Here is a 15,992-nt window from a genome sequence, read left to right as displayed (position 1 = left end):
GCGGGAAACTACGAGTGGGCGCCACCATTTCGTCAGTCTCGACGGGCGTCAGGGCCAGACCCGGCCGCGCAGCATCACCAGATCCGGGTTACCCACCCCGACCTCGCGCGGATCCTCGGTGAAACACAGCAGATCCGCCGAGGCGCCGTGTTCCAGCGCGGGACGGCCCAGCCAGTCCCGGGCGTTCCAACTCGCCGCACCGAGCGCGTCCGTCGGGCTCATCCCGACCCCGCGCAGCGCGTCGATCTCGTCGCCGATGCGGCCGTGGGCGATCATCCCGCCGGCGTCGGTCCCGGCGTAGATCGGAATCCCGGCGTCGTGGGCCGCCCCCACCCGCTGCCGGCAGGACGCGTACAGGTCGCGCATGTGCTTGGCGTAGGTCGGATACTTGGCCGCCTTGTCGGCGATGCCCGGGAAGTTGTCGATGTTGATCAGGGTCGGCACCAACGCGGTGCCGTGTTCGAGCATCAGCTCGATGGTGTCCTCGGTGATGCCGGTGCCGTGTTCGATGCAGTCGATACCGGCCTTGATCAGTCCGGGCAGCGCGTCCTCCCCGAACACGTGCGCGGTGACGCGGGCGCCGTTGGCGTGCGCCGCCGCGATCGCCTCGACCAGCACATCGTCGGACCACAGCGGGGCCAGGTCGCCGGCGCCGCGGTCGATCCAGTCGCCGACCAGCTTCACCCAGCCGTCACCGAACCGCGCCTGCGCAGCGACGTACTCCGGTAGCTGCGATTCGTCCTCGATGTCGATCGGCAGGCCCGGCATGTAGCGCTTGGGCCGGGCCAGGTGCCGGCCGGCCCGGATGATGCGGGGCAGATCGTCGCGGTCGTCGAGGCTGCGGGTATCCACCGGCGAACCGGCGTCGCGCAGCAGCAGCGCGCCGGCGTCGCGTTCGATCTCGGCCTGCCCGATCGCCTCGTCGAAACTCGTCGCGCCGGCGGGGCCGAGCCCGACGTGACAGTGCGCGTCGACCAGGCCGGGGATGATCCAGCCGCCGTCGAAGACGGTGACGGCGTTGCCGATCGGCTCGGCCGACAGCACACCGCTGGGCCCGTGCTCTTCGCGCGAGCGCTCATCGACCACCCACCATTGCACCTGCTCGCCGTCGGGCAGTCCGCGGCCGCGCAGGTGCAGCACGCCCATCGCTAGTTCTGGCCCGGGAACTTCAGCTTGGACAGGTCGAAGTTGGCCAGCCCGGGCGGCAGCTCGTCCAGGCCCTTGGGCATACCGGTCAGATCCGGGAAGCCGGCGGGCATGCCGGCGCCCAACGGGTTCTTCGGCTGGGTCGGGCCCTTGCCCGCTTTGCCCTTCTTCTTACCGGCCTGCTTGTTCTTGCCCTTGGCGGCCTTGCGCGCAGTGTTCTTGCGCCCGAACGGCATACCCATCTGACCGGCCATCTGGGACATCATCTTGCGGGCGTCGAAGAACCGGTCGACGAGCTGATTGACCTCGGACACCGACACCCCGGAGCCGTTGGCGATACGCAGCCGGCGCGAGGCGTTGATGATCTTCGGGTCGGCCCGCTCGGCCGGGGTCATACCGCGGATGATGGCCTGTACCCGGTCGAGCTGGCTGTCGTCGACCGCGGCCAGCGCGTCCTTCATCTGGCCGGCGCCCGGCAGCATGCCGAGCAGGTTGCCGATCGGGCCCATCTTGCGGATGGCCAGCATCTGCTCGAGGAAGTCCTCCAGGGTCAGCTCGCCGGAGCCGATCTTGGCCGCGGTGGCCTCGGCCTGCTCGGCGTCGAAGACCTGTTCGGCCTGCTCGATGAGGGTGAGCACGTCGCCCATGCCCAGGATCCGGCTGGCCATCCGGTCGGGATGGAAGACGTCGAAGTCCTCCAGCTTCTCGCCGGCGGACGCGAAAAGGATCGGGACGCCGGTGATCTCGCGGACCGACAGGGCCGCACCACCGCGGGCATCGCCGTCGAGCTTGGTCAGCACGACACCGGTGAAGCCGACGCCGGAGCCGAAGGCCTCGGCGGTGGTGACGGCATCCTGACCGATCATGGCGTCCAGGACGAACAGCGTCTCGTCGGGCTGAACGGCGTCGCGGATGGCCGCGGCCTGGTTCATCAGTTCCTCGTCGATGCCGAGGCGGCCGGCGGTGTCGACGATGACGACGTCGTAGTGCTTGGCCTTGGCCTCGGCCAGACCCGCGGCGGCCACCGAGACCGGGTCGCCGGTGGTCATCTGGTCGATGGTCACGCCGTCGGGCGACACCCCCGGGTGCGGTGCGAACACCGCGACACCGGCGCGCTCACCGACGATCTGCAGCTGGTGGACGGCGCCGGGACGCTGCAGGTCACACGCGACCAGCAGGGGCGTGTGCCCCTGCGCCTTCAGGAACCGGGCGAGCTTGCCGGCCAGCGTCGTCTTACCGGAACCCTGCAGGCCGGCGAGCATGATGACCGTCGGCGGGGTCTTGGCGAACGCCAGCTGCCGGGTCTCGCCGCCGAGGATGCCGACGAGCTCCTCGTTGACGATCTTGACGACCTGCTGGGCCGGGTTGAGCGCGGCCGAGACCTCCGCACCCTTGGCCCGCTCCTTGATGCGGCCGACGAACGCGCGCACCACGGGCAGCGACACGTCGGCTTCGAGCAGGGCCAGCCGGATCTCCCGCGCGGTGGCGTCGATATCGGCGTCGGTCAGCCGACCTCGGGCGCGCAGCCCCTGCAGTGCACCGGTCAACCGGTCAGACAGCGATTCAAACACCTGACAAGCCTAACGGTCGTGCCGAACTCTGGTCTCAGGCGAGCCGGTGACGCTAATCTGTCAACGCACGATGACTGATCGGCGGGAGGTCCTCATGACAGCCATCGACGTCCCCCTGCCCCAGGTGCGCGGCCGGGCCGAGGACGCGGCGAGCACCACCCACCGCAGTCAGTGCACGCTGTGTGAGGCGCACTGCGGCATCCAGGTCACCGTCATCGACGGCCAGGTCAGCCGGATCGCGGGCAATCCCGACGACGTGTTGTCCAAGGGCTACATCTGCCCGAAGGCCACCGCGATGGGCGGCCTGCATCACGACCCGGACCGGCTGCGCACACCGATGCGCCGGGTCGGGGACTCCTTCGAACCGGTCGGCTGGGACGAGGCGTTCGCCGAGATCGGCACCCGGTTGCGCCGTGTCCGCCACCAGCACGGCTTCCGGTCGCTGGGCATGTACCTCGGTAACCCGGCCGCGCACAGTTCCGGTGCGCTGTACGGGCTGGCCCTGCGCATCGCGCTGCTCACCCCGAACTTCTATTCCGCGTCATCGATCGATCAGATGCCGCACGAGTACGCGGCGTGGCGGGTGTTCGGCTCCAATGTGCTGGTGCCCATCACCGATATCGACCGCACCCAGCGGCTGGTGATCCTGGGTGCGAACCCGGCGGTGTCCAACGGGTCGTTGTCGATCATGCCGGGCGCCAAACGGCGCATCAAAGCCGTGCGGGATCGCGGCGGCACCGTCGTCGTCATCGATCCTCGGCGCACCGAGACCACCCGACTCGCCGACCGGCACATCGCGGTGCGCCCGGGCGGAGACCTCTATCTGCTGCTGGGCATGCTGCACGTTCTGGTCACCGAAAACCTCTGCGACGCCACCGTTGTGGAGAAGCTGACCTCGGGCTGGGCGGAGTTGTCCGAGCTGGTCGCCACCACCACGCCGGAGGCCATGGCGGCCCGGGCCGGGGTGAGCGCCGAGGAGATCCGCGCCCTGGCCCGCGAGCACGCCGCGGCCGAGTCGGCGGCGATCTACGCCCGCATCGGCATCTGCCATCAGCAGACCGCCACCCTGGTCAGCTGGCTGGTGATGGTGATCAACACGGTCACCGGCAATCTGGACCGCCCGGGCGGCACCATGTTCTCCACCCCGATCGTCGATGTGCCCCGGCTGGCCCGCTACATCCCCGTCGGGCACGGCTGGTGGACCGACCGGTCCGGCCGCTACAAGGCGTTCCGCACCGAATTGCCCGCGGTGACGATGGCCGACGAAATGCTCACCGACGGCCCGGGACGGATCCGGGCGATGATCACCTACGCCGGCAATCCGGTGTCCTCGATCCCGCAGAAGGGCCGCCTGGACGAGGCGCTCGCCGAGCTGGATCTGTACGTCGCCGTGGACATGTACATCACCGAGACCACCCGGCACGCGGACTTCATCCTGCCGCCGGTGTCCCCGCTGGAACGCGAGGACGTGGCCCTGCTCACCACGATCTTCAGCGTGCGCAACAACATCCGCTACCAGCACCGCTCCTTCCAGGCGGCGGCCGGCGCGCTGGAGGACTGGCAGATCCTGAGCCGGTTGACCTTCGAGTTGCTGCCCACCCCGCTGCGCCGGCTCACCGCACCGGTGCGCGAACGGTTGATCGCGTTCGCCGATCCACTGCGCGTCACCGCGGCCGCATTGGCCACCGGACCGTACGGGCGGCTGCGACGCGGACGCAAGGGCATCACCCTGCGGGCAGTACGCGAGAGCGCCGGCGGTATCGACCTCGGCCCGCTGCAGCCCCGACTGAGCAAGGTGCTGGCCACCTCCGACCGGCGGGTGCACCTGGCGCCCGCGGAGTTCGTCGCCGAGGCCGCGGCCCGGCTGGCCGCCCGCACCGAGGAGCCCAGGGACGGCCGGCTGCAGCTGATCGGGCGACGCCACCTGCGCAGCAACAATTCCTGGCTGCACAACGTGCCGACCATGACCGGCGGCAACAACCGGTGCACCGTGCTGATGCATCCCGAGGATGCCGCTGCGCGCGGGCTCACCGACGGCGACACCGTGCGGGTCACCTCACAGGTGGGCCATATCGACGTCGAGCTCGAGGTCAGCGACGAGATGCGGGCCGGCACCGTCGCGGTGCCGCACGGCTGGGGTCACCGCAACACCGGCTGGCGGCATGCCGATTCACTGCCCGGCGCCAACGTCAACGACCTGCACGACCCGGATCAGGTGGACACGTTCACCGGCACCGCGGCGCTGAACAACACCTGGGTGACGGTCGGCGCCGCCGGTTAACTGGCCTCGGCGACCGGTTTCGGTGGCGGGGCGGGCAGCACCTGCAACAGATCGCGTTCGAAGTCCGCGCGCGCCGCGGCGATCTCGGCCGCGTCCAGGTCCGCGCTGCCGCCGGGCACCCCGATGCTGAAGACGTCGATGACCACCGACCCGAGGGTGGTGACCTTGGCCCAGTTGATGTCGAGCCCGTCGCGCTCGATGACCGCGGTGAGCCGCGCCAGCAGGCCCGACCGGTCGGTGGCGCGCACCTGGACGATGAACTCGTCGGGCGCGTTGCCCTCCGACCACAGGATGCGCGGCGGGGCAATGGCCTGGGTGACCGGCACCGAGGCCGGGGTCTCCCCCGCCCGATACGGCGCGGCCGCGGCGCTCTCGGAGTCCCGCCGTTCCAGGGTGTCGATGACGTCGAGCTGACCGTCGAGCGCCAGGATGAACTGCTGGCGCAGCAGCTCGGCGGCCGGCGGGGTGCCGAAGTGCGGCGACACCGCAAAGGTGTTGATGGCCACCCCGTTTCGACTGTTGACCGATGCCGAGTGCACCCGCAACGCATTGAGGGCCAGTACACCGGCGGCCTTGGACAGCAGGCCGCGCCGGTCGGGGGCGATCATCGTGACGTTGTGGATGTGCGGGCCTTCCCCGGCCACCATCTCCACGTGCACGGCGCCGTCGGCGGCCAGCTCCAGGTAGCGAGGCTCGATGGGGTCCGGGGTGGGCAGCGGTTCCCCTGCCATCACCAGCCGGCAGCGACGCACCAGATCGCCAAGCAGGGAGGCCTTCCAGTCCCCCCACACACCGGGCCCGGTGGCCAGCGAGTCCGCCTCGGCCAGCACGTGCAGCAGGTCCAGCAACTGGTAGTCCCCGCCGAGGGCATGCACCACGGTGGCGATGGTCTTGGGGTCCTGCAGATCCCGGCGGGTGGCGGTGTCGGGCAGCAGCAGGTGGTAGCGCACGATCTTGGACAGCAACTCGACGTCCGAGGGCCACAGCCCCAGCCGGGTGCCGATCTGGGCGGCCAGCTCGGCCCCGATGACGCTGTGGTCGCCGCCGCGCCCCTTGCCGATGTCGTGCACAAGCGCGCCGAGCACCAGCAGGTCTGGCCGGGATACCCGGGTGGTGAATGCACTTGCCCGGGAGACTGTTTCGACGAGATGGCGGTCAACGGTCCAGATGTGCACGACATCACGCGGCGGGAGGTCGCGCACCGCACCCCATTCCGGGAACAGCCGGCCCCACAGGCCGGTGCGGTCGAGCGCCTCGATCGTGTTGACCGCGGCCGGCCCCGCCGACAGCAGCACCAGCAGATCCTTGAGTGCCTCGCGGGGCCAGGGTGTCCGCAGTTCGGGGGCCGCGCCGGCCAGCCGGCTCAGGGTGGACGCGGCGATCGGCAACGCGGTGGTGGCCGAGGCCGCGGCGACCCGCAGGATCAACCCCGGGTCACGTTCGGGTCTGGCGTCGCGGGCCAGGATCACCTCGCCGCCGTATTCGATGACGCCCTCGTCCAGCGGTCGGCGGGCCGGGCGCCGCAGTGCTGCGAATCCGCGGCGCGGCAGTGCATTTCCGGCGGTGCGGATGCCGGCATCGACGTAGTAGCTGATGGTGCGGGCGGCATCGGAGATGGTGCGGGCCAGGTCGAACCGGTCCCCGATGCGCAGCGCGGCGCCGATCTCGTCGGCGTACTGGGCCAGCACCTGTTCACGCCCGCGCCGGGAGATCCGGTGCAGTTCGGTGCGCACATTGAGCAGCGCCAGGTGCGCCTCGCCGAGGGTCCCGGTGGGTGAGGCCAGCAGCCGGCTCGGGTAGACGTCGGCGAGTTGGGCGATGGCCAGCCCGTTGAGCAGCTGCACGTCACGCAGGCCGCCGCGGCCGTTCTTCAGGTCCGGTTCGGCGCGGTGCGCGATCTGTCCGCTGCGTTCCCAGCGGGCCCGGGTGTGTTCGACGAGTTCCTCGTAGCGGGAGGCGATCCCGATGCGCCACTGGCGGCGTGCCCCGCCGGTCAGCAGCGCGGACAGTTCGGCGTCACCGGCGATGTGGCGGGCGTCGAGCATGGCCATCCCCGCGGAGATGTCCTCGCCGGCCACCTTCAGCGCCTCGGGCACCGTGCGCACACTGTGGTCGATGTGGATGTTGGCGTCCCACAACGGATACCACAGCAGTTCGGCGACCTTGGAGACGATGTCGGCCGGCATGTTGTCGTGCAGCAGCATGAGGTCGAGATCCGAGTACGGCAGCAGTTCACCACGTCCGAGCCCACCGGTGGCCACGATGGCGAACCCGCTGGTGGCGGTGATGCCGATCTCGGCGGCCTTGGCGGTCAACCAGAACTCGTTGAGGTCGAGCAGGGCGTCGCGCAGTGCGGCCGAGTCGAGTTGCCGGCCGCCGTCGAGCAGTTGTTTGGATGCCGCGGCCAGGTCGGTCGCCGGACGCGGCGATCCCGCTGCCGGAGCCTCCCATTGGGAAGCCCCAGCAGCGGGATCTGGTGTCTGATCAGTCATTTCGGTTCCTCCCCCGGCCCCACATCTTACGGTCACATATTTGGCCGGGAAACGACCCTTGAGCTGATTAGAGTGCGTCGACTCCCCGCTCACCGGTGCGCACCCGCACAACGGTGTCCACGGGGCTGACCCACACCTTGCCGTCACCGATCTTGCCCGTGCGGGCCGCCTGCACGATGACGTCCACCACCTTGTCCACGGCGGAGTCGTCGACGACGACCTCGACGCGCACCTTCGGCACGAAGTCCACCGAGTACTCCGCGCCACGGTAGACCTCGGTGTGGCCCTTCTGACGGCCGTAACCCTGCACCTCGCTGACGGTCATACCGAGGATGCCCGTCTGCTCGAGGCCGGTCTTGACGTCTTCCAGAGTGAACGGCTTGACGATCGCGGTGATCAGTTTCATTTGGTCGATCCTTCCAGGACTGAAGTCAATTCTTCCCGATCATGCGAGTTCATAAGCGGTTTCTGCGTGCTCGGTCTCATCGATGCCAGTGGCCTCGTCTTCCGTGCTGACTCGCCAGCCTAGTGGCTTGACCACGAAGGCGATGATCGTCGTCAGCACCGCGGTGAACACCAGTGCCACAACCGCGATCACGATCTGGATCACGAGCTGCTTGTAATCGCCGCCCACGAACAGGCCGGTGTCGGTGGCGAAGAAGCCCAGCGCGATGGTGCCCCACAGGCCGGCCACCAGGTGCACACCGACCACGTCGAGCGAGTCGTCGTAGCCGAACTTGTACTTCAGCCCGATTGCCAAGGCCGACAACACGCCCGCGATCGCACCGACGACCAGCGACCAGATCGGGGTCAGGTTGCCACACGCCGGGGTGATGGCGACCAGACCGGCGACCACACCGGACGCGGCGCCCACGCTGGTGGCGTGGCCGTCCCGCAGACGCTCCACCAGCAACCAGCCGAGCATCGCGGCCGCGGTCGCGGCGGTGGTGTTGACCCACACCAGGCCGGCGAGCATATCGGCGCCACCCTCGGAGCCCACGTTGAAGCCGAACCAGCCGAACCACAGCAGCGCGGCGCCGAGCATCACGAACGGGATGTTGTGCGGACGGAACGCGGTCTTGCCGAAGCCGGCCCGCTTGCCCAGCAGCACGGCCAGAACCAGCGCGGCCATACCGGCGTTGATGTGAACGACTGTGCCACCGGCGAAGTCGATCGGCGCGACGTTGGCCGCGCCTTCGTCATCGACGCCGAAGATCTTCGCGGCCAGGCCCTGGTCGCTGCCCGACAGCAGGCCGCCACCCCAGACCATGTGCGCCAGCGGGAAGTAGACGAAGGTGACCCACAGGCCGCCGAAGACCAGCCAGGTGCCGAACTTCATGCGCTCGGCGACCGCACCGCTGATGAGCGCGACGGTGATGACGGCGAAGGTCAGCTGGAAGCCGACCCAGACGATGGCCGGCACCGTGCCGAAGCCGCCGGCGACGAAGGTGTCGACCCCGTCGATCTCACGGACCTCGGCGAGCTGGTTCACGCCGAACAGCGCGAACGGGTTGTCGAAGAACAGGCCGGGGGTCTCGCCGGTGTGGCCGGCCGAGAACGACATCGAATAGCCCCACAACACGTAGATGACGCTGACCAGGCCCAGGGAGCCGAAGGACATCATCATCATGTTCAGGACGGACTTCTGCCGGGACAGGCCGCCGTAGAAGAACGCGAGGCCGGGCGTCATGAGCAACACCAGAGCCGCCGAGATGAGGACCCAGGCTGTGTCGCCCGTGTTCAATCCATCCGGGCCAAACGGCAGGAATGCATCGTCCGGCAGAGCCGTGACGACGTCGCTTAAGGCAAAGACCACTTTGTGTGAACCTCCTCGGGATTTCGCCGACTAATCGGCCTCCCGAAGAGACTCTTTTGCCCTCGTTTCATCCGTGGTTCACAGATGTTTCGCTGGGGTGAACGGATTGACGTTGTCTGTTACGCGTGTGTTTCTACGTTCCGAAACAGCTATCCGAGGAGCGCATCGACGAATGCGGAGGGCTCGAACGGGGCCAGATCGTCGGGTCCTTCGCCGAGTCCGACGAGCTTCACCGGCACGCCCAGTTCCTGCTGGACCCGGAACACGATGCCCCCCTTTGCGGTGCCGTCGAGCTTGGTCAGCACCACGCCGGTGATGTCGACGACCTCAGCGAAAACCTTGGCCTGCGGCAGGCTGTTCTGCCCGATGGTGGCGTCCAGGACCAGGAGCACCTCATCGACCCGGGTGCGCTTCTCCACGACGCGCTTGACCTTGCCGAGTTCGTCCATCAACCCGGTCTTGGTGTGCAGGCGTCCGGCGGTGTCGACCACGACGACGTCCGCGCCGGTGGCGATGCCCTTGGCGACGGCGTCGAACGCGACCGAGGCCGGGTCGGCGCCCTCGGGTCCGCGCACCACCTCGGCGCCGACCCGAGCGGCCCAGCTCTGCAGCTGATCGGCGGCGGCGGCGCGGAAGGTGTCCGCGGCGCCCAGCACGACGCGGCGCCCGTCGGCGACCAGGACGCGGGCCAGCTTGCCGACCGTGGTGGTCTTGCCGGTGCCGTTGACGCCGACGACCAGCAGCACCGACGGCTTGTCGGCGTGCGGCAACGCCCGGATGGAGCGGTCCAGGTCGGGGCGCAACTCGGAGACCAGCACCTCCTTGAGAACGGCGCGGGCGTCGGCCTCGGTGCGGACCGAGGCGCTGGCCATCTTGGCGCGCAGCGCGGCGATGACGTTCTCGGTGACGACGGGGCCGAGGTCGGCGATCAGCAGGGTGTCCTCGATCTCCTCCCAGGACTCCTCGTCGAGATCGCCACCGCCGAGCAGGCCGAGCATGCCGCGGCCCAGGGTGTTCTGGGATTTCGCGAGGCGCCCGCGCAGCCGCTCCAGGCGGCCCTCGGCGGGCGCGATCTCCGGCAGCGCCGGGGTGGGCTCGGGTGCGGGTTCGGGTGTCGGCTCGGGTGCGGGCGCCGGTTCCGGGGTGGGCTCGGGCTTGGGTTCCGGCGTCGGCTCCGGCTTGGGTTCGGGCTCGATGACCGGTTTGGGCGCGGGTTCGACCACCGGCGGTTCCGGCAGCTTGACGTCGGAGATGGTGCGTTTCGGCGCATCGCGCGGGACGGCGGCGTCGTCCCCGACACCGGGCAGGCCGGTGGTGTCGACCTTCTCGGCCTTGTCCACCTTGTCCGCCGGCGGGGCGGTAGTCGGCCCGCTGAAGGTGATGCCCGATGAGGCCTTATAGCCGCCGGATTTGTCGATCGCGGTGGTGGTGTCCGGTGCGGACAGGCTGATTCGCCGCTTGCGGTAGCGCACCAACCCGACAACGAGGGCGACGACGACCAGGACTGCTACGACCGCAAGCGCGATCCATAAGGCATCTGACACTCGGCCATTGTCTCAGGGGCTGGTGTCGCGGAGGCTATCGAGGCTGTGCCCGCCGGGTCTGTGGCAGTGTCGACAGCGTGACGATCGGGCCTGACTTCGACGACGGCATCCAGATGCGCAAGCGTCGCCATATCGACGTCTGCCTGTCCGAGGCCGTGCAGTATCAGACGCTGACCACCGGGTTGGAGCGTTACCGGCTGCCTTACAACGCGCTGACGCAGACCAACCTGGCGACGATCGATCTCGGGGTGGAGTTCCTGGGTAAGCGGCTGCAGGCCCCGGTGTTGATCGGCGCGATGACCGGGGGTTCGGAGCTGTCGGGCACCATCAACCGCAACCTGGCGGCCGCGGCGCAGGCGCTGGGCATCGGGATGATGCTGGGTTCCCAGCGCGTCATGCTCGGCGAGGACGGACCCACCAGCTTTCACGTCCGTGACCTCGCCCCCGATGTGCTGCTGATCGGCAATATCGGGATGGGCCAGCTGCGTCCGGAGGTGGTGCCGGAGTTGCGCAACGCGCTGGGGTCGATCGGCGTCGATGCGCTGGCGGTGCACACCAATCCGCTGCAGGAAGCGGTGCAGCGCTTCGGGGACACCGATTTCACCGGGTCGTTGACCCGGCTGCGGGAACTCGTGGACGCGATCGGGTACCCGGTGCTGCTCAAGGAGGTCGGGCACGGGATCGGCGCGGCGGCCGCGGCGTCGGTGGCCGATATGGGACTGGCCGCGGTGGATGTGGCCGGGGCCGGCGGGACGTCCTGGGCGCGGGTCGAGCAGTTCGTGCGCTACGGCGGCATCGATGACCTCGGGTTGGCCGAGTGGGGCATCCCCACCGCCCAGGCGTTGGTCGAGGTGCGTTCAGCCCTGCCGGCGATGCCGCTGGTGGCCTCGGGCGGTATCCGCACCGGGATGGACGCCGCGAAGGCGATCGCGCTGGGTGCCGATGTGGTGGCGGTGGCGCATCCGCTGCTGATGCCGGCCATCGAGTCGGCGGCGGCGGCGCAGGAGTGGCTGCAGCGGTTCATTTCCGAGCTGCGGGTGTGCCTGCACGGGTGCGGGGCGGCGGATCTGGCCGCGCTGCGCGCGGTGGGCGTGGACGCGGTCTGATCTACAGCCAGAGGTAGAGCGCCGACAGCAGCGCCCACATGCCGGCGCAGTAGGCCTCGAAGGCGGCGCGCAGCGGGACCGGGGCGTGCCGCAGCTCCATGAAGTCCAGGCCGACCAGGCGCACCTTGATCGCGGCGATGCCCAGGACCAGGACGGCCACCGTGGAGCCGGTGCCGTGTTCGGCGCCGACCGCCCAGGACACCACCGTCGCGGCGACCAGGAACAGCCAGCTGGCGCCGGCACGATTCTTCAGCAGTTCGAGGACTGCCATCAGCTCACCAGGTAGAGCAGGGCGAACAGGAAGATCCACAGCAGGTCGACCAGATGCCAGAAGCAGGCCGCACCTTCGACGAGCGCGGTGCGGGTGGGGGTCAGGTCGGGTCGCCGGGTCTGGCTCAGGACGAAGGACAGTGCGCCCAGGCCGAGGCAGACGTGGAACAGGTGCAGGCCGGTGAGGATGAAGTAATAGAGATAGAAGTCGTTGGCGCCCGGGCCGTGTCCGGCGGTGCCCAGCGAGACGTACTCGTAGACCTTCAGGGCGATGAACAGCGCGCCGAAGGCCATCGCGGTGGCGGTGGCCAACGTGGCGATCTGCGCTTGTCCGGTGCGCATCGCGTTCAGCGCGAGCACGACGCACAACGAACTGGTCAGCAGCACAAGGGTATTGGTGACACCGACGCCGATGTGCAGAGTGGCGCGGACGGCGTCGAAGACTTCGGGGGCACGGGCGCGTTCGACCAGGAAGGTGACGAAGAACGCGCCGAAGATCAGCATGTCTCCGAACAGGAAGACCCAGGTGCCGCTCTCCCCCGGTATCCGCTTCTGCTGTGGCGGCGCTGATACGGTCACGCGGTCTGCAGGACGGACTCGGCTTGTTGTTCGGCCTTGATCGACTTGAGCAGGACCGCGGTGGTGCAGAACAGCCAGACCACCAGCACCAGGCCCGGGATGTAGAAGGCGAAGACACCGTCCCAAGCCAGTGGGCCGTCGTTGAAGACGACCACGACGCAGCCCGGCAGCGACAGCGTCGCCACCCACAGGTTCAGGTAGCCGTACCAGCGGGGGAAGGTCGGGGGCTCGGCCTTGTCGATGAACGCGGCGGCGGCCAGTGTGAGGTTCTGGATGATGATGGTGCCGACGATGCCGATGAACCAGAGCCAGAAGATGTCGTTGAGGGCCTGGGTGAGTTCGGCCGAGCGTTGCTCGGGGCGGTAGGCGGCGACGCCGAGGAAGAACTGCGGGAACAGCAGGGCGGGGACGAAGACCGTCGCGGCCATCAATTGGGTCATCGACAGCATGCCCCAGCGGCCCTCGGCGCGGCGGATGCGCAGGATGATCGTGGCGAGGAAGGGCAGGGCCAGGACCGCGCTGAGAAGGGCACCCGAGACGCCGAAGCGGATCCAGAGCTTGTGGTCGACGAAGAAGGCGGCGATCTCGTCGGCTGAGGCCGTGGGTGACAGCGGCGGGAACAGTTGTGCGATACCGGAAAAGCTGGCGCCGTAGAGCAGGATCATGATCGTGCCGCACCAGGCGCCGATGCGTTGCAGGGTCAGCTCCACATGGGGGACGTTACCGGCCGACGGATGGTGTTTTGACACTTTTGCCATAAGGCTGAGCCGTTCCATGTGAAAGAAGTGCACTGCAGGTACCGCCCGCTCACCTACGATGACTTTCGGGGTGATGTAGCTAGCATCGACTGCTGGTCGACGACAACGGGGGTGGATGGATGACTGCGCGCGGTGATCACAGGTGGCGCCAGTGACGAATCCACCGCCGCCCGGCAATTGGGGCCCACCGCAGCCTGGTCCGCAGCAGCCCTACGGTCAGGGTCAACCGCCATACGGTCCGCCCGGGCAGTGGCCACAGCAACCGGGCTGGGGGCCGCCGCCCCCGCCGCCGAAGAACAACAGCCTGAAGTGGCTGCTGATCGGTGTCGCGGTTCTTCTGGTTATCGCGATAACAGTAGGCGCCACACTACTTTTCACGCGGGACGGCGGCGGTGACCCACCGACGGCGACCGGAAATACTCCGGCAGCCGGTGACATTGCGAGCGCCAACGACACTGGGCCGGTAAGCATCATCACCGAAGACCCGACTTGTGAGCCTTGGCGTCCAATAATCAGCACGCTAGCTAAACAGGAGCGTCAGGGCTGGGAGGCGAGGCCATACGACGTACCCGCTTCGGCATGGACCCCCGACCAACGCCGCATGTTCGAGGCAGTTGCCGACGCGATGCGGCAGGCAGCAGATCAAACGGTGGCATTGGCTAAGCTCACCCCTCATCGCGTCATGCGTGAGCTCTACGAACAGTCAATCGCCTACTGGCGCGCGTACGCAGATAGCATCCCCCGCTATATCGAGCGAGATAATTTCCTCGCCGGTGTAGCCACCGATACGTCCGGTGCTCTCGTCGCTATTTGTGACGCAATCGCTCAGGGCTCCGCCGGATCGCGAGGCCCCTTAGTGGAGACATCGGAGGCTCGCCAAAACTCTAGTTCGCTTGGTACTCCAGACTCGCCGCAGCCGTTCATGGAAGCAAGCGGCAATCCAGTATGCGCTGAGTGGAAACGGATTTCCGACAATTTCGACCGCGATGGCGAGCCGTGGCGCGACGCGGACCCCAACATACCTGCGTCTGAATGGGATGCACAGCGACGGACTATTATGTACGACGTAGTTCCCGTAATGAAGGCCCTCGCAAAAGACCTGTCCGTTTTAGGGACGAAGAGCGATAATCCCGTCCTCGCAGACTTTTCGGACCTAGCGGCACAATATTGGCTTGCATTTGCGGCCGCAATACCTAGCTACACAGCTGCAGACAGCCACTTATCGGCTGTCGCAGCCTACTCAACGTACGCGGTATTCAACGCGTGTGCCGCAGCAATCGGGGGCTAACGATTCATGGGGTTTTCGAAGCCTGTGGGAAAATACGCCGACAGGATGCTGTCCCCGGGAGGCTGGCCCGACACCGATGAAACACAACTAATAGACCTAAGCACAGATTTAACCGCTAAATTTCATGCCCTTACCCAGACACTCGATGATTGGCTTCACCATCAAACGGAGCTTTCCGCTGGGGCCATTTGGTCGGGTTCAGGTGCAAACGCAGGTACCGCAGCAGTGGGTTCATCAATTGCCGCAATGATTCATCAACAGAAGACCCTCGTCACTACAATCGCCTGGTTGAATTCGTTATTTACGATAATCCTCAACACCAAAGTATCAATCTTCGATCGAGTTGTAACGACAGAGTCTCAGATAGCTGCATTGGAACAAACAAGCCTAAATCCAGAGGCACGCTCCAAGAAAATTGATTCTCTAGTCAGGGCAGCATACGACGCGAATCTAGCGGAAGTAGCAGCTGCGGCAAGCGCGTCTAAGTTCGCAGACTGGAAACAAACTCCCGAGCAGTTCCAGCGAAACCTCGATGGTCTGTTGCGTGCCGAACCGCCATCCGCGATGCCTGCAGCTACACCGTCAACGACGCCGAAGCCGCCTGCCCCCGGATCGCAGCCGCCAGAGCCCGGCAGGGTCGCGAACGTTCGCAATCGCGCGACGGAAACCCTCCCAGAGCAGAGCCCCACCCAACCATCAGATGCTCCCAGGACGGAGCCAAAAACCGCCGCGACGAATCCGGAAAAGGGACCGACCGAGGTTTCCCCGATGCCGGCACCTTCGGAACCAACGCCTTCTCCCCAAAACACGCCCACGGCGAATCCTACGAACGCCCCCACAGTGGTCTCGCCACATCCGCAGGTATCGCCGCAAGGGCCTCCCACGGCTGTACCGCGCCCCGGGTCTCCTTCGGCGCCAACAGCCGTTCCCCCGACGAGCCAGTCAGCCACCCCCATCTCCACCGGTGGCGGCAAAGGCGGTCCCAGCGGAGGCCCTTCGCTCAGCACCCCGCAAAGCTCCACTGGCGGAACAGGCGGAGGCGGACCCCAAACCCCCACAGCCACACCCGGTCCCGGCTCAGGCTCCGGCGCTGCACCCGTCACCACCCCGCAACAGGACTTCCAGAAGGGTTTCACCGACG

The 15,992-nt window shown here is 67.6% G+C and carries 12 protein-coding genes; 3 read left to right on the top strand and 9 right to left on the bottom strand.

Going from position 1 to position 15,992, the window contains the following annotated elements; genetic code table 11:
* Positions 1–48 precede the first annotated feature (48 nt).
* On the bottom strand, positions 49–1,146 hold the full coding sequence (locus K0O62_RS11025) for an amidohydrolase family protein (RefSeq protein ID WP_073856031.1): 1,098 nt from the start codon (positions 1,144–1,146) through the stop codon (positions 49–51).
* Between the two features lie 2 nt (positions 1,147–1,148).
* Positions 1,149–2,717 (bottom strand): signal recognition particle protein, encoded by a 1,569-nt coding sequence (gene ffh / locus K0O62_RS11020; RefSeq protein WP_073856030.1) that lies wholly within the window; start codon positions 2,715–2,717, stop codon positions 1,149–1,151.
* Between the two features lie 94 nt (positions 2,718–2,811).
* On the opposite strand from ffh, the gene K0O62_RS11015 reads away from it, so the two are divergent.
* Entirely contained in the window at positions 2,812–4,998 is a 2,187-nt protein-coding gene (locus tag K0O62_RS11015) for a molybdopterin oxidoreductase family protein (RefSeq protein ID WP_073856029.1), read from the top strand.
* On the opposite strand, the gene K0O62_RS11010 is transcribed toward K0O62_RS11015, so the two are convergent.
* From K0O62_RS11010 to ftsY, 4 genes are all read right to left on the bottom strand, one after another.
* Positions 4,995–7,490, bottom strand: coding sequence for a [protein-PII] uridylyltransferase (locus tag K0O62_RS11010; RefSeq protein WP_073856028.1), 2,496 nt, complete (start codon positions 7,488–7,490; stop codon positions 4,995–4,997). The two genes, K0O62_RS11015 and K0O62_RS11010, sit on opposite strands and share 4 nt — an antisense overlap.
* Positions 7,491–7,557: 67 nt before the next feature.
* Positions 7,558–7,896, bottom strand: a complete 339-nt coding sequence (locus K0O62_RS11005) for a P-II family nitrogen regulator (protein ID WP_030133509.1) — start codon at positions 7,894–7,896, stop codon at positions 7,558–7,560.
* A gap of 39 nt (positions 7,897–7,935) precedes the next feature.
* The gene (locus tag K0O62_RS11000; protein ID WP_234800050.1) at positions 7,936–9,180 is read right to left on the bottom strand and encodes an ammonium transporter; all 1,245 of its coding nucleotides are present in this window, start codon (positions 9,178–9,180) and stop codon (positions 7,936–7,938) included.
* Between the two features lie 275 nt (positions 9,181–9,455).
* Complete coding sequence (ftsY, locus tag K0O62_RS10995; protein ID WP_073856026.1) at positions 9,456–10,850, bottom strand: signal recognition particle-docking protein FtsY; 1,395 nt, start codon at positions 10,848–10,850, stop codon at positions 9,456–9,458.
* A 113-nt stretch (positions 10,851–10,963) separates the two neighbouring features.
* Between ftsY and fni the strand changes: the two genes are divergently transcribed.
* The gene (gene fni, locus K0O62_RS10990) at positions 10,964–11,956 is read left to right on the top strand and encodes a type 2 isopentenyl-diphosphate Delta-isomerase (protein ID WP_073856206.1); all 993 of its coding nucleotides are present in this window, start codon (positions 10,964–10,966) and stop codon (positions 11,954–11,956) included.
* A gap of 1 nt (position 11,957) precedes the next feature.
* Here the strand turns inward: fni and K0O62_RS10985 are convergent, their stop codons facing one another.
* From K0O62_RS10985 to K0O62_RS10975, 3 genes are read right to left on the bottom strand one after another with little or no spacing between them, the layout of a single operon-like run.
* Positions 11,958–12,227, bottom strand: a complete 270-nt coding sequence (locus K0O62_RS10985) for a cytochrome C oxidase subunit IV family protein (protein ID WP_073856025.1) — start codon at positions 12,225–12,227, stop codon at positions 11,958–11,960.
* On the bottom strand, positions 12,227–12,805 hold the full coding sequence (locus K0O62_RS10980; RefSeq protein WP_073856024.1) for a cytochrome c oxidase subunit 3: 579 nt from the start codon (positions 12,803–12,805) through the stop codon (positions 12,227–12,229). Before K0O62_RS10980 ends, K0O62_RS10985 begins: the two co-directional genes overlap by 1 nt.
* Positions 12,802–13,563: a hypothetical protein gene (locus K0O62_RS10975; RefSeq protein WP_073856023.1), complete on the bottom strand. Its 762-nt coding sequence runs from the start codon at positions 13,561–13,563 to the stop codon at positions 12,802–12,804. Before K0O62_RS10975 ends, K0O62_RS10980 begins: the two co-directional genes overlap by 4 nt.
* Before the next feature lie 142 nt (positions 13,564–13,705).
* On the opposite strand from K0O62_RS10975, the gene K0O62_RS29115 reads away from it, so the two are divergent.
* Positions 13,706–14,851, top strand: coding sequence for an ESX-1 system-associated protein (locus K0O62_RS29115; RefSeq protein ID WP_491562381.1), 1,146 nt, complete (start codon positions 13,706–13,708; stop codon positions 14,849–14,851).
* Positions 14,852–15,992 lie beyond the last annotated feature (1,141 nt).

Origin of the sequence: Mycolicibacterium diernhoferi, assembly GCF_019456655.1 — a bacterium.
GTDB lineage: Bacteria > Actinomycetota > Actinomycetes > Mycobacteriales > Mycobacteriaceae > Mycobacterium > Mycobacterium diernhoferi.
Note: the sequence above shows the minus strand (reverse complement) of the source record. Positions and strands in the feature narration are given on the sequence as shown.